At 45.5% G+C, this 16201-nt stretch carries 16 protein-coding genes; 1 reads left to right on the forward strand and 15 read right to left on the reverse strand.

The features are described 5' to 3' along the window. Positions 1–153 precede the first annotated feature (153 nt). From NDA01_RS07725 to NDA01_RS07775, 11 genes are all read right to left on the reverse strand, one after another. The gene (locus tag NDA01_RS07725; RefSeq protein ID WP_348227477.1) at positions 154–363 is read right to left on the reverse strand and encodes an antitoxin family protein; all 210 of its coding nucleotides are present in this window, start codon (positions 361–363) and stop codon (positions 154–156) included. 14 nt (positions 364–377) lie between these two features. After that, the gene (locus NDA01_RS07730; RefSeq protein WP_348227478.1) at positions 378–527 is read right to left on the reverse strand and encodes a hypothetical protein; all 150 of its coding nucleotides are present in this window, start codon (positions 525–527) and stop codon (positions 378–380) included. Then, positions 520–771, reverse strand: a complete 252-nt coding sequence (locus NDA01_RS07735; protein ID WP_348227479.1) for a hypothetical protein — start codon at positions 769–771, stop codon at positions 520–522. Before NDA01_RS07735 ends, NDA01_RS07730 begins: the two co-directional genes overlap by 8 nt. 173 nt (positions 772–944) lie before the next feature. After that, positions 945–1739 (reverse strand): hypothetical protein, encoded by a 795-nt coding sequence (locus NDA01_RS07740; RefSeq protein WP_348227480.1) that lies wholly within the window; start codon positions 1737–1739, stop codon positions 945–947. 15 nt (positions 1740–1754) lie between these two features. After that, positions 1755–1973 (reverse strand): AbrB/MazE/SpoVT family DNA-binding domain-containing protein, encoded by a 219-nt coding sequence (locus tag NDA01_RS07745; RefSeq protein WP_348227481.1) that lies wholly within the window; start codon positions 1971–1973, stop codon positions 1755–1757. Between the two features lie 151 nt (positions 1974–2124). Then, positions 2125–2514 carry a group I truncated hemoglobin gene (locus NDA01_RS07750; RefSeq protein WP_348227482.1) on the reverse strand — a complete coding sequence of 130 codons (390 nt, stop codon included), beginning with the start codon at positions 2512–2514 and terminating at the stop codon, positions 2125–2127. Between the two features lie 88 nt (positions 2515–2602). Next, positions 2603–3493, reverse strand: a complete 891-nt coding sequence (locus NDA01_RS07755; protein WP_348227483.1) for an alpha/beta hydrolase — start codon at positions 3491–3493, stop codon at positions 2603–2605. A gap of 72 nt (positions 3494–3565) precedes the next feature. Then, positions 3566–4618: a pentapeptide repeat-containing protein gene (locus NDA01_RS07760; protein WP_348227484.1), complete on the reverse strand. Its 1053-nt coding sequence runs from the start codon at positions 4616–4618 to the stop codon at positions 3566–3568. Between the two features lie 66 nt (positions 4619–4684). Next, positions 4685–5788 carry an NAD(P)/FAD-dependent oxidoreductase gene (locus tag NDA01_RS07765; RefSeq protein ID WP_348227485.1) on the reverse strand — a complete coding sequence of 368 codons (1104 nt, stop codon included), beginning with the start codon at positions 5786–5788 and terminating at the stop codon, positions 4685–4687. An 86-nt stretch (positions 5789–5874) separates the two neighbouring features. Next, on the reverse strand, positions 5875–6318 hold the full coding sequence (psbQ, locus tag NDA01_RS07770; RefSeq protein ID WP_190436934.1) for a photosystem II protein PsbQ: 444 nt from the start codon (positions 6316–6318) through the stop codon (positions 5875–5877). A gap of 224 nt (positions 6319–6542) precedes the next feature. After that, complete coding sequence (locus tag NDA01_RS07775; protein WP_348227486.1) at positions 6543–7391, reverse strand: alpha/beta fold hydrolase; 849 nt, start codon at positions 7389–7391, stop codon at positions 6543–6545. A 255-nt stretch (positions 7392–7646) separates the two neighbouring features. Between NDA01_RS07775 and gifA the strand changes: the two genes are divergently transcribed. Then, positions 7647–7847 (forward strand): glutamine synthetase inactivation factor IF7A, encoded by a 201-nt coding sequence (gene gifA, locus NDA01_RS07780; protein WP_190436937.1) that lies wholly within the window; start codon positions 7647–7649, stop codon positions 7845–7847. A gap of 269 nt (positions 7848–8116) precedes the next feature. Here gifA and NDA01_RS07785 read toward each other — a convergent pair whose 3' ends face one another. The 4 genes from NDA01_RS07785 to NDA01_RS07800 form a co-directional block, all read right to left on the reverse strand. Continuing rightward, positions 8117–9088 (reverse strand): GDP-mannose 4,6-dehydratase, encoded by a 972-nt coding sequence (locus tag NDA01_RS07785; RefSeq protein WP_190551412.1) that lies wholly within the window; start codon positions 9086–9088, stop codon positions 8117–8119. A 100-nt stretch (positions 9089–9188) separates the two neighbouring features. Further along, positions 9189–11042 (reverse strand): glycosyltransferase family 2 protein, encoded by a 1854-nt coding sequence (locus tag NDA01_RS07790; RefSeq protein ID WP_348227487.1) that lies wholly within the window; start codon positions 11040–11042, stop codon positions 9189–9191. Positions 11043–11064: 22 nt separating this feature from the next. Beyond that, positions 11065–14715, reverse strand: a complete 3651-nt coding sequence (locus NDA01_RS07795; protein ID WP_348227488.1) for a glycosyltransferase — start codon at positions 14713–14715, stop codon at positions 11065–11067. A gap of 36 nt (positions 14716–14751) precedes the next feature. Beyond that, positions 14752–16131, reverse strand: coding sequence for an ABC transporter ATP-binding protein (locus NDA01_RS07800; RefSeq protein WP_348227489.1), 1380 nt, complete (start codon positions 16129–16131; stop codon positions 14752–14754). Between the last annotated feature and the right edge of the window lie 70 nt (positions 16132–16201).

The raw sequence follows: 16201 nt of genomic DNA on the forward strand, positions 1-16201 counted from the left end.
TTTAATGTAATTTTATTTAAGCTTAAAGGTAGATCAGTTCAGCAACCGCTCTTTCTTTGAGTTAGAAATCAAGCGATCGCTGAACCTAAAAACAAACTTGAAATCGATGGGGCTAGGTAACATTTTTGCTGCCAAAAATTTTGGTGTTATCAGCTATGGTTCATCAACAGTTACTATGACTTCGCTGTCAACTGTTTCATCGGGTAGAGCAGCGATCGCGGCTAGAACACTTGCGGCATTTCCTTTTGGAGCACTAGCGCCATTCTTAATTATCACGACTTGTACTTCTGTACCCTCCGGTAGCTCAACAGGCTGAGTAAGCCTTAAAACACCTTGCTCATAAATAGCTGTAATTGTTTTCATACTTCTCCAAATTTCTAATTGGCTGTTTCAAGTGGTGGGTGTTCGCCCGTTGTATGTAAAATCCTTCGCAAATCAAAAAGCCCCTCTCGATTCAGCTGCAAAGCTTCTACAAGCACGCTCAAAAATCGCTTGCTTTTGTTGGCTTTAATGCGGTTATCAGACATAGCTAGCTGACTGAACCTCTAAGTCACTCATTAGATTAGCGAATGAAACACCCCAAAGTTTTGCAAGTTCTGCTAAGGCTTCTACTCGTTGAAATTCTAGCTGCTCAAACTGAATAGTTAGGTTTAACAGTTCACCATATTCATCTGATGTTAAGATTTCAGCTTGTCGCCTACCAATTAGCTCGGCATACCGTTCATAAGTTTCTGGATAAAGAATACCATTAATTTGGAGTAATAATTCCATCTCTACCTGAAAAATACTGATAGCTTTACACCATTCTTGCTGTATTAAAACTTGTGCAGCGAAGCATTTTAAGCTAACTGATTTATGATATCCAATAAATCTTCTGAAGATAGCTACACTTCAAGTTTAACGGTTCTCATATCTCACCTACTGCTTGTCATTAAATAGGAATTCTACTTAGACATGAACAGAGCTGCTATACCAGCAATAGCACTAATGAAACTAATGCCGCTGACTATCCAATTCTCTTTGAGAAATTCGCCAACAACATCAGGATAACTACCATAAATATCTTTCAAGTTTGCGTTAGTCTCTAATGAGTCATCATTTGCTCGCTCAGCAATATTTGCAAGAATATTTACTTTTCTAAGAGTGGATTGATGTAATCTTACATAATCTTTATTTGTAAAAGCAGCAGCTTCAGCCTCACCTTCCAAAAAGTCTTTATGATCCATTTTGTTCTTCTCTACTAGTTTTGGTAGTCTTCGATGACCAATATAGTTTTCACCATATATTTCGATCAAGATTCTTGATAGATTAAATAGGTTTGATTCATGAATATATGTGGGCGAACCTTTCAAAGCTTTATAACGGTGAGCAATTGCCTGAAATCCGTAATTTACATCCCTCATATTCCAGTGCAACCACTTGTGATTTATATGAGTTTGGACATAGTCATAGAACAGATCAAGCATTTCTTTTTCAAGAGAGTCGTAGTTTAACTCTATTTGATCCCTAGGAATTCTTTTTATCTCTGCTATTTGATGAATTGAAAAAGAAACAGTTTGTCTTGAACCCAAGTTGCATATGGCAATTGATGTAATTCGAGGAGATGAACCGTCAGCTCTGTCATAAAAACTTTCACAAGAGTAGTGAATAGTAACAACGTGATCTGATTGACTCATTAATTCAGATAGTTGGTTTATTGCCTCTTTTCGTCTCTGAATTCTTTTTAAGGGCTTCTCCATTTATTCTTCTCCTAATTAATCCAAAATTTGGTCGTCCCCGTACTCAGCCATCTTTTGAAATGCTGCCTCCCAGCCTTGTCGTGTAGATCGAGCGGGACGAATGATGAGTTGGTTTTGCTGCACCTCTAGTTCCACTTCGTCACTGAGATGCAACTGCTCTATCAGTAACTTGGGAATCCGAATTCCTTGAGAATTGCCGATTTTGATGATGCGAGTTTTGACAACTGGGTTCACTGAAATACTCTGTTGGCTGTCAGTAAGTACAGTGTACGTACAGAAATAGAGCTACGACAACGCAAGAACGCACCTCAAAAATTAGCGATCGCCCCTCTCCATCAGAAAAGAGCGATCGCCTAATATCACGAACTAATTTAGGAATGAAGTCTTAAGCAGGAATTACAATGTCGGGCTTGGTGCTTTGAACGATCGCAAATAGCTCAGCTTGCTCCGTAGCAGGGACGGCAAATTTGTCTAGCGTTTGTTGAAAATCGTCTAGAAAAGATTCCCATTCTTCTGCCGTAATTTTCAGGTGAGCGTGGGAATCGTGCATCGAGCGACCGCTATATTGTTGGGGGCCACCTGTTGCCCAGCAGACCATTTCCGTCACCAAATATTTGAATCCAGATCTGGAAACGCGATGGTGAGCTTCATCGACTAGTGGGTTGGAGTTGAGGCGTGGATCGTCCATGATGCGATCGATAAAGTCATCTACAACCGTGGCGATGCTGTACACACCACCGAGCCGCTCGTAGAGAGAAGTTGCTTGAGATTGCATAGTTGGTTCTCCTGGGGGTTGATGCTTATTGTTCCCGACAGCAAAGGCAGGTATCCGAACGCTTCAAGCAATGCAACAAGCGATCGCCTTAGGACTGCGGGTAATATTCTCGCTGGATTTCTTCTAGGGCTTGGCGCAGATCATCGGCATGGAGCCAACCAACGAACCCACCATAGAGGCATTGCCCTCTCGGACTGGCGACAAAGACGTGATCCACACCAAAGGGATTTTTCCAGGTGCGAATTGTGGTGCCATCCTCAAAGGTGAAGAGGGTTTGTGATCGCTCAAAGTCGCGACGGTGAGCATCAGTCATACCCGCCACCAAACGCAAGCGCTGAATCAGGTGTCCGCTCAATTCAGATTCCTCAGTTGCTTCGCCCCAGAAGTCACGGATCGCAGCAGCAACAGCAGGGTGATTTTTCAGCGTGGCGTGGGGCAAGCCGTAGATGCAGACAAATTTGGCATGGCGAAATTTACTCGACTCGACGGGAATCGTGCCATCGCTCCCACCGTCATAATCTCCCGCGATCGTCAAAGTCGGAATTACAGCCGCGATCGTCTCAGCAATAGTTCGACGGTTTTTGCCCAAGTCGCGAGCAATGCCCAACCCAAACTCTAACGGATCAAAAATACGGCCTAAATCTGAACCACCCACAGGAGAAGCAACCAGCACTAAAGAATCAACCTGTGACCACCATTCAGGATGACGATTCAGCACTTCTAGCCAGATCAAGCCGCCCATTGAGTGCCCAATAATTCGGATGCGAGTTTCGGGGTAGGTCGCCAACATATCGATCGCAACCTGTTCTACATGGTCAATCAATGGCTCGATCCGCAGCCAAGTTTTCACAAAACCAAGATTCGGCGTGACGACTTTGGTATTGGGCGAGGCGAGGCTCTGAGCTAAAGCCGTAATTTCTCGGCTACTATCGGCCCAACCATGCTGAGCATAGAGAATAAAATCCGGTGTCTCGCTCACCCAACACTCCTATTGCCATTCGGAGAGATTTTTACTAACGCTGCGATCGCACACTCTTACCTGCGTAAAGGCTTACCCACGCAAGGGAAGCGCCAGCAAACAGCCACCCAGTAAACCCAAGGCAGTAGTACCACCAAAAGTCCAAGCGGTTTGCCTCCTACTGTAGCCTGTCCCCAACATCTGGCCCCAAGCAACAGCTCCCAGCCCTGCTCCAGACACTCCCAACAGCAACAAAATCGCGAAGGGAAACTTGCCAGATACCAGGATTGCGCCAGTTCCTTCATTATCCGCAAATAGCCAACTTGCGGTTATAATCGCAACTGCGCCAATCGCGCCCACCCAAAGACTGTCCTTGACAGCCGCTCGCCAACTCCAACCCAGAAATTTGAGCATTACTAACAGAGTGAAGGTGACTACGCCACAGACTGCCAAAAGCACGACCGAAACCCCCGTCGCTGCCATAACTGCGATCGCGCCGACCAACGGTGCAAACCAAGTCAGAGATTCCTCAAACAGCCAGGCGATCGAGCCAAGCCAAGCAATCACCCAAGCCAACCCTGCCCCTGGATGCATACCAATCAAAAAACCAAAGCAACAGTATCCTACCCCCAGCAACAATAAAGAGGGCCAAGGTAAATCAGATTGAAACTCTTTAACCGTGGTTCGTCGGGGTCTTGCAGGAGTTGACAGCGCTGGAGTTGCTACCAGTTCAGGAGTTTCCTTCCCGGCTGCTTCACTGCTCATCACTGCTGCATCTTCTAGTGGTGTGTCGGTTTCAGGCTCAGGAACAGCGATCGCCTCAAACATGCTGCCATCAGGCAAGGTTGCCCCTGTCCAATCAACGGCTTCCAATATCGCCCCTGCAAGAATAGCCCCGGTGAAGTTGGCTTTACGACAGGTAGCTCCTGTGAGGTTAGCCCCGGTTAAATCAACGTTGCTGAAGTTGGCTTTGGTTAAGTTAGCTTGGCTTAGGTTGGCTTGTTTAAGATTCGCCCCTGTCAAGTTGGCTCGGTTTAAATTACTTTGCGCTAAGTTGCTACCTGCTAAATCAGCTCCCTGCAAATCTGCCCAAGCAAAGTCCCGCTTCCCTACCGCATACCGTTGTAGGAGTTCATTTACATCCATACTGCCCCCCGATTCTCCGCGATTTTGGCACAGGAGGCTTCAAGAGAGCGAGAAAGTGTAATTAAATTAATTTTGCTTGGCGGTAATCAACTGGCGAATCATCTGAGCCGTCGCAGGAGCGAGCAAAACGCCATTGCGGTAATGCCCTGTAGCCAGCAAAACGTTGCTGTAACCTGGCAGCGGCCCAATGATGGGGGCAGGACGTCCTTCCGGACGTGGGCGCAAACCAGACCAAGTTTTGAGTACAGTGGCTTTAGCTAAGGCAGGACAAAAGGCGATCGCTTGCTCCAAAACTATTTGCAATTGCGCTTCATCCGCCACCACTTCCTCACCAGCTGCAAATTCGACCGTTGCCCCCACCCAGCAATGATTCGAGCCTAAAGGCACAATATGCACATCGTTGCCTGTAATTACAGGTTGCTTTTCCAGAATATCTAGGGGTTGGTCGAGTTCCAGATGTAGCGCTTGGCCTAAAACTGGACGAATTTCTATTGATTCTTGGAGAGCCGCAGTTAGGGGTGTGGAGCCTAGCCCTGCCGCCACCACTAGCCAATCAATCTCAAAGTTTCCTGCTGTTGTTTGTAACTGAGAGCAAATCTGTGAATTGTTGGAGTCAGGGCTACAAGGGACGGTCTCTACAGCAGCATTAAAGTGAAACGTCACACCGTTGCGTTCGGCAGCCGTGACCAAGGCGTGTGTGAGAGCCACCGGATCGACTTGGCGATCGCGAGGTGAGTAGATGGCCGCGTTGATCGAATCTTGGTTAAGGAAGGGATACTGAGCTTGAAGCTGAGCTGTATCCAGAATCTCTAACTCCCAGCCTTGACTTTTCCGCGTTTCAGCCAAGGTTTGCCATTTAACGAGGTCTTCCTCGGCAAAACACAGCTTCAAAATACCGTTGCGATTCCAGGGAATGGTGCAGCCTGCAATCGCCTCTAGTTCCGGAATCAGAGTTTCGTACCGCTGCATACTGGCAAGCCGCAACTGCCAAGCTTTACCTTTCACTTTGTGGCTAATGATGCCCATCAGCACACCCAAGGCAGCTCCCGTTGCGGCTTGAGCCGGAATTTGGCGATCGAACACAGTGACCGTCAATCCTGGTATTTGGCTGAGTTCGTAGGCGATCGCAGCTCCCACGACCCCACAACCCACCACAGCAACACGACTCATAGATTTCGCTTCAAAATTAAGAGCCTAGGATGCCACATTCAAAACCCCTCTCCCACGGGAGAGGGGTTTGGGGAGAGATCTTTTTTCTAGCTGTTGGGCACGAGTTGGAAGAAAGCGTCAAAGTCTTTCAACGCTTCCGCATAGTTGCGAATCGCTTGACGATAATCGCCGTTCTGAGCCGCTTCATCGATTTCTTCTAGGTGAGTAAAAATGTCTTGAGCAGCTTGCCGCGCTTGCCCTTGAGCATCGGGCAGTAAGTTGCGAGCCAAATTTCCCATTCTGATCCGTAACTCTCCTAGAGGACCGTGAATAAAGCCGCGAACATCGATCCATTCACGATTTTCGATTAGAGTTGCCAACTCTGGCATCCGACCGCGAAGGGCAGTGATACCAGAGGCATAACTTTGGATGCGCTCGACTTGAGTGGGGCTGTAAGTCAGGGTTTTGGTGCTGGTGGGGCTACTGCAACTGACGAGAAACGCTGTGACGAAGGCCAGTGCTAGAGCCAAAATTGACCGATAGTGTCTCATAACTCTACTTGTTTACCACTTGCAAAATTAATTGCCTTGTTGATTAGAACCTATCCCAAAACTCAAATCAGTTTTTAGAGAGGCGCTTAGGGGGCGACCATTTATAATTTTCGTAAAGAAATATATCTCAAGACTGTACTCAAAGTCTTCTTCCTAAATAAAGACTGCGAGATCTTAAGGCAGCGATCGCCTAAATCTAACTAGCATCTCAATCCTAGCTAGGCTCAATGACTTTGACGACGTAGGAAAGGTAAGAGCACCTCATTCACCTTTTCATACCAGTCTTCTTGCGCATAGTGTCCCACCTCTTCTAGTTTTACTAGCTCTGCATCAGGAACCGCTTTAGTAAAGTTTTCGGCCATGCTAAACGGCAACCAAGGATCGGACATGCCCCAAGCTACCAAGATAGGCCGCTCCCAGTTAGCAAAGCCTGGCTCAATTTCTGCGGTGGCTGTTGGCAGTTGTAAGTTGCGTAGCGTATATAGCAGCGATCGCCCCGCATCCGAGCTTTTGAGAAAAGGCCGCCGATACACATCCAAATCTTTGTCAGCTACCTGGTAAGGCCCACCTCCTTCTAGCAACCGATCGACCAGCAAGGGGTCTTGCGTCATCATGTCACCCACCAAGGGTAATCCCATTTGTTGGATCTTCCAAGGCAGCTTTGCAGTGGTAGAGAGCGGCGTATTGAAAATAGCCAAGCGCTCGATTCGGTCAGGATTCTGTAAAGCGTAGCGGAGCCCTACGGCTCCCAAAAAACCTTGCACCACCAGGGAAAACCGTTCAACTTCCAGCGCTTGCACTAGGTCTGCCAAAGCACCGACAAAAGCATCAGGTGTGTAAGCAAAATCTCGCTTATCTGGCTTGGCAGAAAAGCCAAACCCAGGCCAATCTGGTGCGATCGCCCGGAAACCTTGCTCGGCTAAAGCAGGCAACACCTGCCGCCAACTGTAACTTTGGGAAGGAAAACTGTGCAGCAGCAGCACTGGCGGCTTATCCGTTGAGTTCATCGGGTTTGCTTCTCGGCAAAACCATTTCAACGGCCCTACTTCAACCAAACGCTCCTCAACTGCCACAGCTTTTCTCCCACAAGCTCAAGTGGTCTGAGCTTACCGCTGAACGGTAGCCTAAACAAGCTGACGTTCCTTGGAGATGCGCGCTTATCGAAACGCCTCCTAGCCTGCAAAGACTTTTGGTTTCCTCTATTTGTAAAAAAATATTAAAAATATGGCATGTAAAGCGTTTTGTAACTTTAGATACAGAAAATTTTGTTATATTGATTGAACAACCCATAAATGCTCAGATCGATTCATCTAATAGGAGAACTATTTATGTCTGCTCAAGATCAAGCTCGTGCTTTAATGATGCGCCATCACCACTTGATCAAAAATCGTCAGCAATCGATGCTGGGTCGTGCCGCGGCAGAAGTAGGGATGCCTGCTGAAGCATCAGAGTACTGGAACCATATTCAAGGCAAAGCTCATCCCTCTTTCCGAGCTTCCTACGATCGCAGTCACGCTTCCCTCAGTTAATTGACGCCAGACGGCTCTGTTTCCTGTTTATTTGGGCTTTTGTTGATTGTTTATATAAGTAGAAACACTTGGTTGAGGTCTAAGTTGATTAGCCTTCAGCTAGTGAGTTCCTATTAGAATGACTGCATCAAACTTAAAAAGGGCGCTTTCCTCGGTGGGAGAGCGCCCTTAAAACTGTTATAAATTGTAGCTGTAAAGCTGAGCACACAGACATGAATTCAGGAAGGCGATCGCTTCACTCAAAAGCCCGCATCAGAATTCTGCATTTATTAAGGCTGGTCTTGCAGAGCTTTCAAGTCATGCTCTACCATCAATTCCACCAACTCCTGAAAAGAATGCTGAGGCTGCCAGCCTAGTTGATTGCGGATTTTGTCGATACAGCCCATTAACTGGACAGGCTCATCAGGTCTGTAAAAGGCAGGATCAACCGAAACATAATCTTCCCAGTTCAAATTCACACAGCTAAAGGCGCATTCCACCAACTCACGCACGGAATGAGTTTCACCGCTAGCAATAATGTAGTCATCTGCTTCTTGCTGTTGCAGCATTAACCACATCGCATAGACGGCATCTTTGGCATAACACCAATCTCGTTTCGCATCAAGATTCCCCAGCTTCAGCTCATTTAGCAAGCCCAGTTTAACGAGGGCTGCTGCTCGCGTGATCTTGCGAAACACAAATTCTGCTCCCCGCCTGGGAGATTCATGCGTATACGTAATGCCGCAGCAAGTGTAGAGATTGTACTGCTGACGATAATTTACGCTCATCCAGTGAGCATAGGCTTTGGCTACCCCATAGGGATTCCGAGGCCGAAAAGCTGTGCGCTCTGTTTGCGGAGATTCATCCGGTTGCCCGAAGACTTCGCTACTAGAAGCTTGATAAAACCTAGCATCCGGTTTGCAGCGACGAATGGACTCTAGAAGCCGAGAAACGCCTAGCGCCGTATACTCAGCCGTCAAGGAAGGCTGGGTCCAAGAAGTAGGAATATAGCTTTGAGACGCAAGATTATAGATTTCGTCTGGTTGCGCTTCAATAATGGCATCCATCAAGGAGCACTGGTCTAGTAAGTCTCCAGAAAGGATTTTGATGTCATCGGAAAAATGACTAATACGACTAGAATTACCAGAACTAGAACGACGGACCAAGCCGAAAACTTGATATCCCTTAGTTAAAAGTAGCTCGGCAAGATAGGAACCGTCCTGTCCTGTAATGCCTGTGATTAGTGCAGATTTAGAAGACATAAATGAGGCGATTGCTGCTGTTTGTGCTTCAGAATACGAAGAGTGGAGCTGTATTGTTAGTAGCTACTAATCTATTACACAATCTGCAAGGTGCTTAAGTTCAAAGGCGGTAATCTTCATATTCCCTTGTTAAATGAGGGCTATAGCAGGGGTCATGTTTAATGAAGCTTTGCCATTTAGCTCTGAAATAAGCTAAATCTGGTTCGCAAACTTTCTCTTCCTTCGACTCATAATGGTATAGAGAAACGTGAGGCAAATATATGTTTCTATATCCTTGCTCTACCATCTTTAAACATATGTCTACGTCGTAATATTGATGGGTTAATTTTTCATCAAAGCCTCCAATTTGCTCATAAATTTCTCGCTTACACATGAGGCAAGCACCAGAAACAGCAGAGAAATTATTGATGGCTTGAATTTGAAACATATAACCTGAAGCTGTTGCAGGCAGATACTTGTGGTTACAGCCTACAGCATCACGAATGCCGACAATTAAGCCAGCATGTTGAATGGTGTCATCGTCATATCGCAATAAAGCTCCAACTGCGCCAATAGATTGTCTCTGTGCTTGTTCCAGCATGGCACCAATCCAATCTGGAGTAATCACTGCTGTATTGGCATTTAGAAATAGTAAATAGCTGCCTTGAGCTTGACGGGTTCCATAGCGGCTGAGGCTAGAACTAGAATAAGGCTTAGAAAGCTGATGATGTTTGAACTTTGTTGGTTCTTTAGCTTGCCACTGAGCAAGAAGGCGATTTGTATCTTGAGAAACAGTGCGATCGCTAACAACAATCACTTCATAGTTTGGATAAGTACTTTTTGCAAAAATAGATGTTAGACAGTTTTTAATAAAAGTTTGGTGCTCACTGGTTACTGGAATGATAATACTAACTGGATATTGCTCTGGTAGCTGATAACGAACATGATAAATTCCTAAAAAGCCAGGTGCATCTAAAACTTTTCCAGGCTCTCCACGCCGCTCAATCGATTCTTCTAGGGCTTTTTGAGCTGCAATGTAAGCGTAAGGTTTGACACCTTCCTCACCAGTGGCTGTAGATTCGGGATGGATTCTCCAGCAGTAAAGCACCTTGGGAATATGAAAGACTTGATTCGTTTTTTCAGTAAATCGTAGGACTAAATCATAATCTTGGCTGCCTTCATAACCCACACGGAAGCCACCGATTTGATCGAGTAAAGAGCGCCGATAAACTCCTAAGTGACAGGTGTACATGCGAGACAAAAAGGAGTCTGGACACCAGTCAGGTTTAAAGGCAGGTTCTAGCAGTTGGCCTTGCTCATTCAGCTTATTTTCATCTGAGTAGATCATGTCTGCTTCAGGATGCTGATTGAGCAACAGAGCTACTTCATATAAAGCATCTGGCGTTAGCAAATCATCATGATCAAGAAGTGCTACAAACTCTCCTGTGGCTATTTCTAAGGCTGAATTAGAGGAATGAGAAATGTGGCCATTTTCGCTTCTAAAGACCACTTTAATCCTGGGATCTTGAGCAGCATATTCTGCCAAAATCTCTTTTACATGAGGCTGTGTAGAGGCATCATCGGCAATGCACAATTCCCAATAAGGATAAATCTGGTCAATAACTGAGGCGATCGCCTCTCGCAAAAAAGTTTCTGGCGTGTTGAAAACGGGCATCAGCACGCTAATGGTTGGCTGATAACGAAACACCTCGAATGTCTCAGCCATTTTGGTTAGGTCAGCTGCTCGCGGAAAGTTCTTATTCAGCCATTGCTGATAAGTAGGGTTAGCGCTCAGAGGCACTTCTACGGCAGGTTGCTGCGATTCAGCCAAAAGTGAGGTGCTAGCAAGCTTGAAATGAAGCTTCCTAAAAATTCTCGCTAGGACCGGATTCAAGCCTTCAGTTTTGAGCAGGAAGAGTAGGCGGGGAACTCGCTCTAGCACACGTTTAGAACGTAGTACAGAATTTTTTAGCATTGGTCTAACCTCTGCATTTGGTTTATTCCTTCGTCAGGATTTCTTGTAGCTTGGCAGTAAATGCTTCCTTAGAACCTTCTGCTTCGATCCTGCGTAAAATATTAAACCTCAGTTTCTCCCATAACTCAGCGTCGGTATATAACTGGACGCACTTTTGAGCAAACTCATTAGGGTCGTCTGCAACTAGCAACTCTATGCCGTCTTGCCAACCTAGCTGAGCGGCAATCAGTGAGGTCGTGACCACTGGCAGTCCATGAGAAGCGGCCTCATAGATTTTCAAGGGAATTCCGGCAGCAAAGCGAGTGGGGACAACAAAGAGACGAGCGCGGTTGTAATAGCTCTCCAAGTTATTCACTCGGCCCATCACCTGGATGTGGTCATTAGCTAGGTTGAAAACCTTTTCAGAGCTGTTAAACCCAACAATTTTGAACTTTAAGTCTCCGTCTAGCTGCGCTTGAATTTGTGGAAATACTTGATTGGCAAACCAAATCACTGAGTCTGCATTGGGACTGAAATCATCATGAATAGCCCCAACAAATAAAATGTCAGACCGTTGCTTAAAGGAATTTTCAGTGGGACGTAAAGCTACTGTGTGGCTCAATGTATGAACGGTAGGAAATCCACACTCAGCAAATTTCTTACTTTCCGGTTCTGAAACCGAAATAACTGAGCTAACGCCTGCGGCTAACTTGACTTCATCTTGAATTAAAGTGTCAATCTCAGCTTCAGAAACTTCTTGGCCATTCAATCGGCGATAAGCCACTTCACGTAAGGAGAAGAGCGCTTCAGCATCGTAAATAACTTTGGTACTGCTGAATAGTTCAGGATGCCCTGTGAAGATGGGTTGAAAGATTTGCATGTTGTGAGGACGGCTAATAATGATGGCCTCATAGTAGCCAGCTCGTTGCTGCAAAAATTCTGCCAGCTTGGGCCTACCGTGCTCGGTCATCACCTCTACGACTTTAGGGATGTCCCGATAAACTGTATCCCAGTCTCCTTCATCAATTAGATCATTGAGAGGATAAAAAGTGACAGTGTAACCTAGCTCAATTAGAGATAGAAGAATTTCTCTGGCTCTGGGATAACCAGCACCTAAGAAGGCATGGGGAACTCGGTCATCAATGAAAAGGACACGGGGCTGCTTGTTAGCTGTGGTGCGAGCCAACAAGATATTAGCGGGGTCTGGTAAGTGGTGGGTTTGCAAGCGATCGCGATGATTGTTGACAAAAATCTCACGATTTTTAGCCTGTAACTGTAAAGCAGCATCACTTGATTTTGAACTAGCAAATTCGAAGTGTAGGATTACCGCATCGGGGTCGTAAACTACACGTTTGCCTGAGCGCCATAATCGTAAACAGTAATCTGCTTCTTCGTAGTAGGCAGGCTTGTAATCTTCGTCGAAGCCCCCCATTTGCAAAAAGAGTTCTCGACTAGTGAGGAGAAATGCGCCAGAGCAATAATCTACGTCGCGCCCAAACATATACTCGGGAGCAAACGGAGAGTCGCCTCGGCCATAGCCTAAACAAGAGCCATCTTGCCAGATAATACTTCCAGCTTCTTGCAAGCTACCATCAAGCAGCAAAATCTTGCCACCTACAGCGCCAATGTCCTCTGCACTCTCAATCGTTTTAACCGCAGAGGCAATGCTGCCGGGGAGGACTTGGGCATCATTGTTCAGGAATAATATGTATTTTCCTTGAGCGACTTTAGCGGCTTGATTACTTGCTAATAAGAAGTGATGATTTTCACTATTGCGAATAATCCTGGCACCTTGAATGCGATCCAGGAGCACGCTAGTGTCATCAGAAGAAGCATTGTCAACGATGACAACTTCAAAGGAGTTATAAAAGTTTTCGGATAAAGACCGTAAGCACTGGAAAGTTAGCTCGGCTCTATTATATAAAACTAAAATAACTGTAACTAAGGGAGTTTGGCTGGTAGGAAGGTGTAGCTTTGCTCCTGATGCTAAAAAGCTCTTTAAGACATGCTTGTATGTAGTGGTTATAGTCTGTTTGTGGCGTTCTAACTCTAAAGGAACGACTGCTTTTGGTGCGGACTGAGTCGTTGAACCCAAATTTAATCCAGGAAGATTCTCGATCGCGAATTTGAACTCTTCGGAGGGTTCAACCCGCAACGTTTTCTTAAGGTTCATCCAGCGATCACGCAATTTCCAGAACTTGCTGGTTTGCATGGCCGCAATAACGGTCTGGGAGTATTCCAAGCGGCCATGAGTTTGTTGGAGCTGCGATTGTAACTGATCTAAATCAGTTTCTAGCTGTTGAATTTGGGTCTGCGATCGCTGCTTTTCTGCCTCAGCGTCTCGGATTTGAGCCTGCGATCGCACGAGTTCTACTTGAGCTTCTTGAAGCTGAGCTTGGGCCTGCTCTAGTTCAGCGTAAGTGGCTTGTTGTGCTTGTAATCGGCTGAGTTCTGCCTGAGCTTCCTGAAGCTGAGCTTGGGACTGTTCCCACTGAGCATAAGTCTCGTGTAGATGTGTCTGCGATCGCTCTAACTCTGCTTGGGATTGCTCAAGTTCTGCCTGAGTTTGGCGTAGTTGTGCTTGGGACTGTTCCCACTGAGCATAAGTCTCGTGTAGATGTGCCTGCGATCGCTCTAACTCTGCTTGGGATTGCTCAAGTTCTGCCTGAGTTTGGCGTAGTTGTGCTTGGGACTGTTCCCACTGAGCATAAGTCTCGTGTAGATGTGCCTGCGATCGCTCTAACTCTGCTTGGGATTGCTCAAGTTCTGCCTGAGTTTGGCGTAGTTGTGCTTGGGACTGTTCCCACTGAGCATAAGTCTCGTGTAGATGTGCCTGCGATCGCTCCCATTCTCCGTAGGTGTGATGCATCTGAGCTTGCGACTGCTCTAGCTCAATTCGTAACTGCTGTAGCTGAAGTTTTGATTCACTTAGCTGCTCCGTCAACGTAGAACACCTTTGAACCAAAGCTGAGTTTCTACCCTCTAGGGAAAGCGGATATGCTTTCAAAACAAACTGTAAAGTATCTGATTCTTCTGCTTGCTCAACGATTTGTAACGTGCTTTCGTCAAACTCTTCTCTCACTACCTGAGGGATGAGAGGGGACGGAAAGAAAACCGGAAGTTTTGTGCGCTCAAGACAATCTACAAAATATCCCGTATCTTCAAACAATTTTTTGACTGTTTCATGGGTAAAAAATCTAAGATGAGTATCATCCAGGATGCCAAGCTGGCTATATTCAAATCTCCCTTTTAAGAGTGCTAGTCGAATTGCTCCATGACTAATGTTTGGAATCGAAGCAACAATATAGCCATCTGGTTTTAAGAGCTGGATTGTCGCTTTTAGTAATTGCCAAGGATTTCGGAGGTGCTCTAAGACATCTCCAAAAACAGCTACGTCAAACTTCTTTTCAGGCAGAATCTCAGCTAGAGAAACTAGATCTAAATCGGCGACAATAACCTGTTCACAATAATTTTCAGCCGTTTTTGCCGCTTCTGGGTTAACTTCAATTCCTGTGACTTTGCAGCCTCTCTTCGAAAGAAATTGAGCTAAGTATCCTGTGGCACAGCCAAAATCTATAACATGTTTATTGTTGCCAATTAACTGCAACATCTTTTTGTGGCTGTTGTTCTCATCCAAAGCTTCTTCAGTGATCCCTTTCACAGCAGGATAATCTTTCGCCCAACCACTACTCATATAACCTATCACCTTAATTCTTTTAAGATATGAATTTTATGACACAACGACAGGTAGCTTTTTCTGAATAACGCTAACAGCCATTGGTTGATCAACTAAGGCATAAATCTGCTTACCTGTATTGGGAGGTAGTACTTGAAAAACTAGAGCATTATCGATCCAATCAAAAGTGATTGATGAATAGTTTTCTGAGCCTGCCACAGTCAAACTATAAGAGCCTGTTCTCAATGGCAATTTAAAGCGAAACTTGATCTTTAATTCCTCTCCTGCCTCTAGTTTGCCAATGCGTAAATCTTCCTCAAAGGTGTTACTACCGATAATTTCATTGCCATTTTTGTCGCATATATAAAAGCCAACAACACAACCCTGGAGGGGCTCATATACCTTCAATCCGATCAGCAAAGTTACTTCTTCGTTAAAGCCAAGGATAGGAACTTCACCAGCGTATTCTTCAAATTGATCTAACAACTTTATTTCTTCGATCAAAGCTTTGCGATTACCGCGACGCGCTGCTTTCTTCTTGGTACTTTCATTAGCCTCAATTACACTTTCGCTCTCAACCGGAGTACTGCATTCCCTGACTGATTCCACTTCAGGTGGAACCTCTGTAGCTGGTGAGTTATCAAGGTCGGAAGGAAGATCATCTGACCTTAGCTCAGGCTTATCTGGAGCTAGATTCAGCTCCAGCTCAGTCACCAGCTTCATGTAGTCGATAATGACTTGATTAGGAGAACCTGAGGTGTACATCTTGCCATCATGAACCATAATGGCTGAGCTACATAAAGTTTTGATGGCACTGGCATCATGAGAAACGAATAGTGTTGTGATGCCAGATTCCATAAGAGCTCTCATGCGGCGGATACACCGATGCTGAAAGACAATATCTCCCACCGCCAGCGCTTCATCAACAATTAAAATATCAGGGTCAACGTTAACAGCTACTGCAAATGCCAAGCGTACAAACATACCACTAGAGTATGTTTTGACAGGTTGATCAATAAACTCACCAATGTCTGCAAATCTAGCAATTTCATCAAATTTGTCTTCGATTTCCTTCTGACTCAACCCTAGAAGTCGACCATTAAAAAAAACATTTTGTCGGCCTGTGAATTCTGGATTAAATCCACTCCCCAGTTCTAAGAGAGCTGAAATGCGACCATTGACTTGCACAGCTCCGGTTGTTGGAGTCAGTGTCCCAGCAATAATTTGGAGCAATGTACTTTTACCAGAGCCATTGCGCCCGACCACGCCTAAAGTTTCGCCTTTAGGAACTTCAAAACTAATATCCTGTAGGGCCCAGAATTCCTCAGCTTTGCTCTTGCCGGGCAACAAAATCTCTTGCAGTCGGGCTACTGGATGAGGATATTTCTTAAAGCATTTAGAAACATTTTTGACTGAAATTGCAATTTCATTCATCGGGATGAGGGCTGCAAAAGCTACGAAAAGGGTTAGTTAGGTTGGGTACTTTGGAAAGCTGCTTAAGCTT

This window comes from Trichocoleus desertorum AS-A10, assembly GCF_039962155.1.
Taxonomy (GTDB): domain Bacteria; phylum Cyanobacteriota; class Cyanobacteriia; order FACHB-46; family FACHB-46; genus Trichocoleus.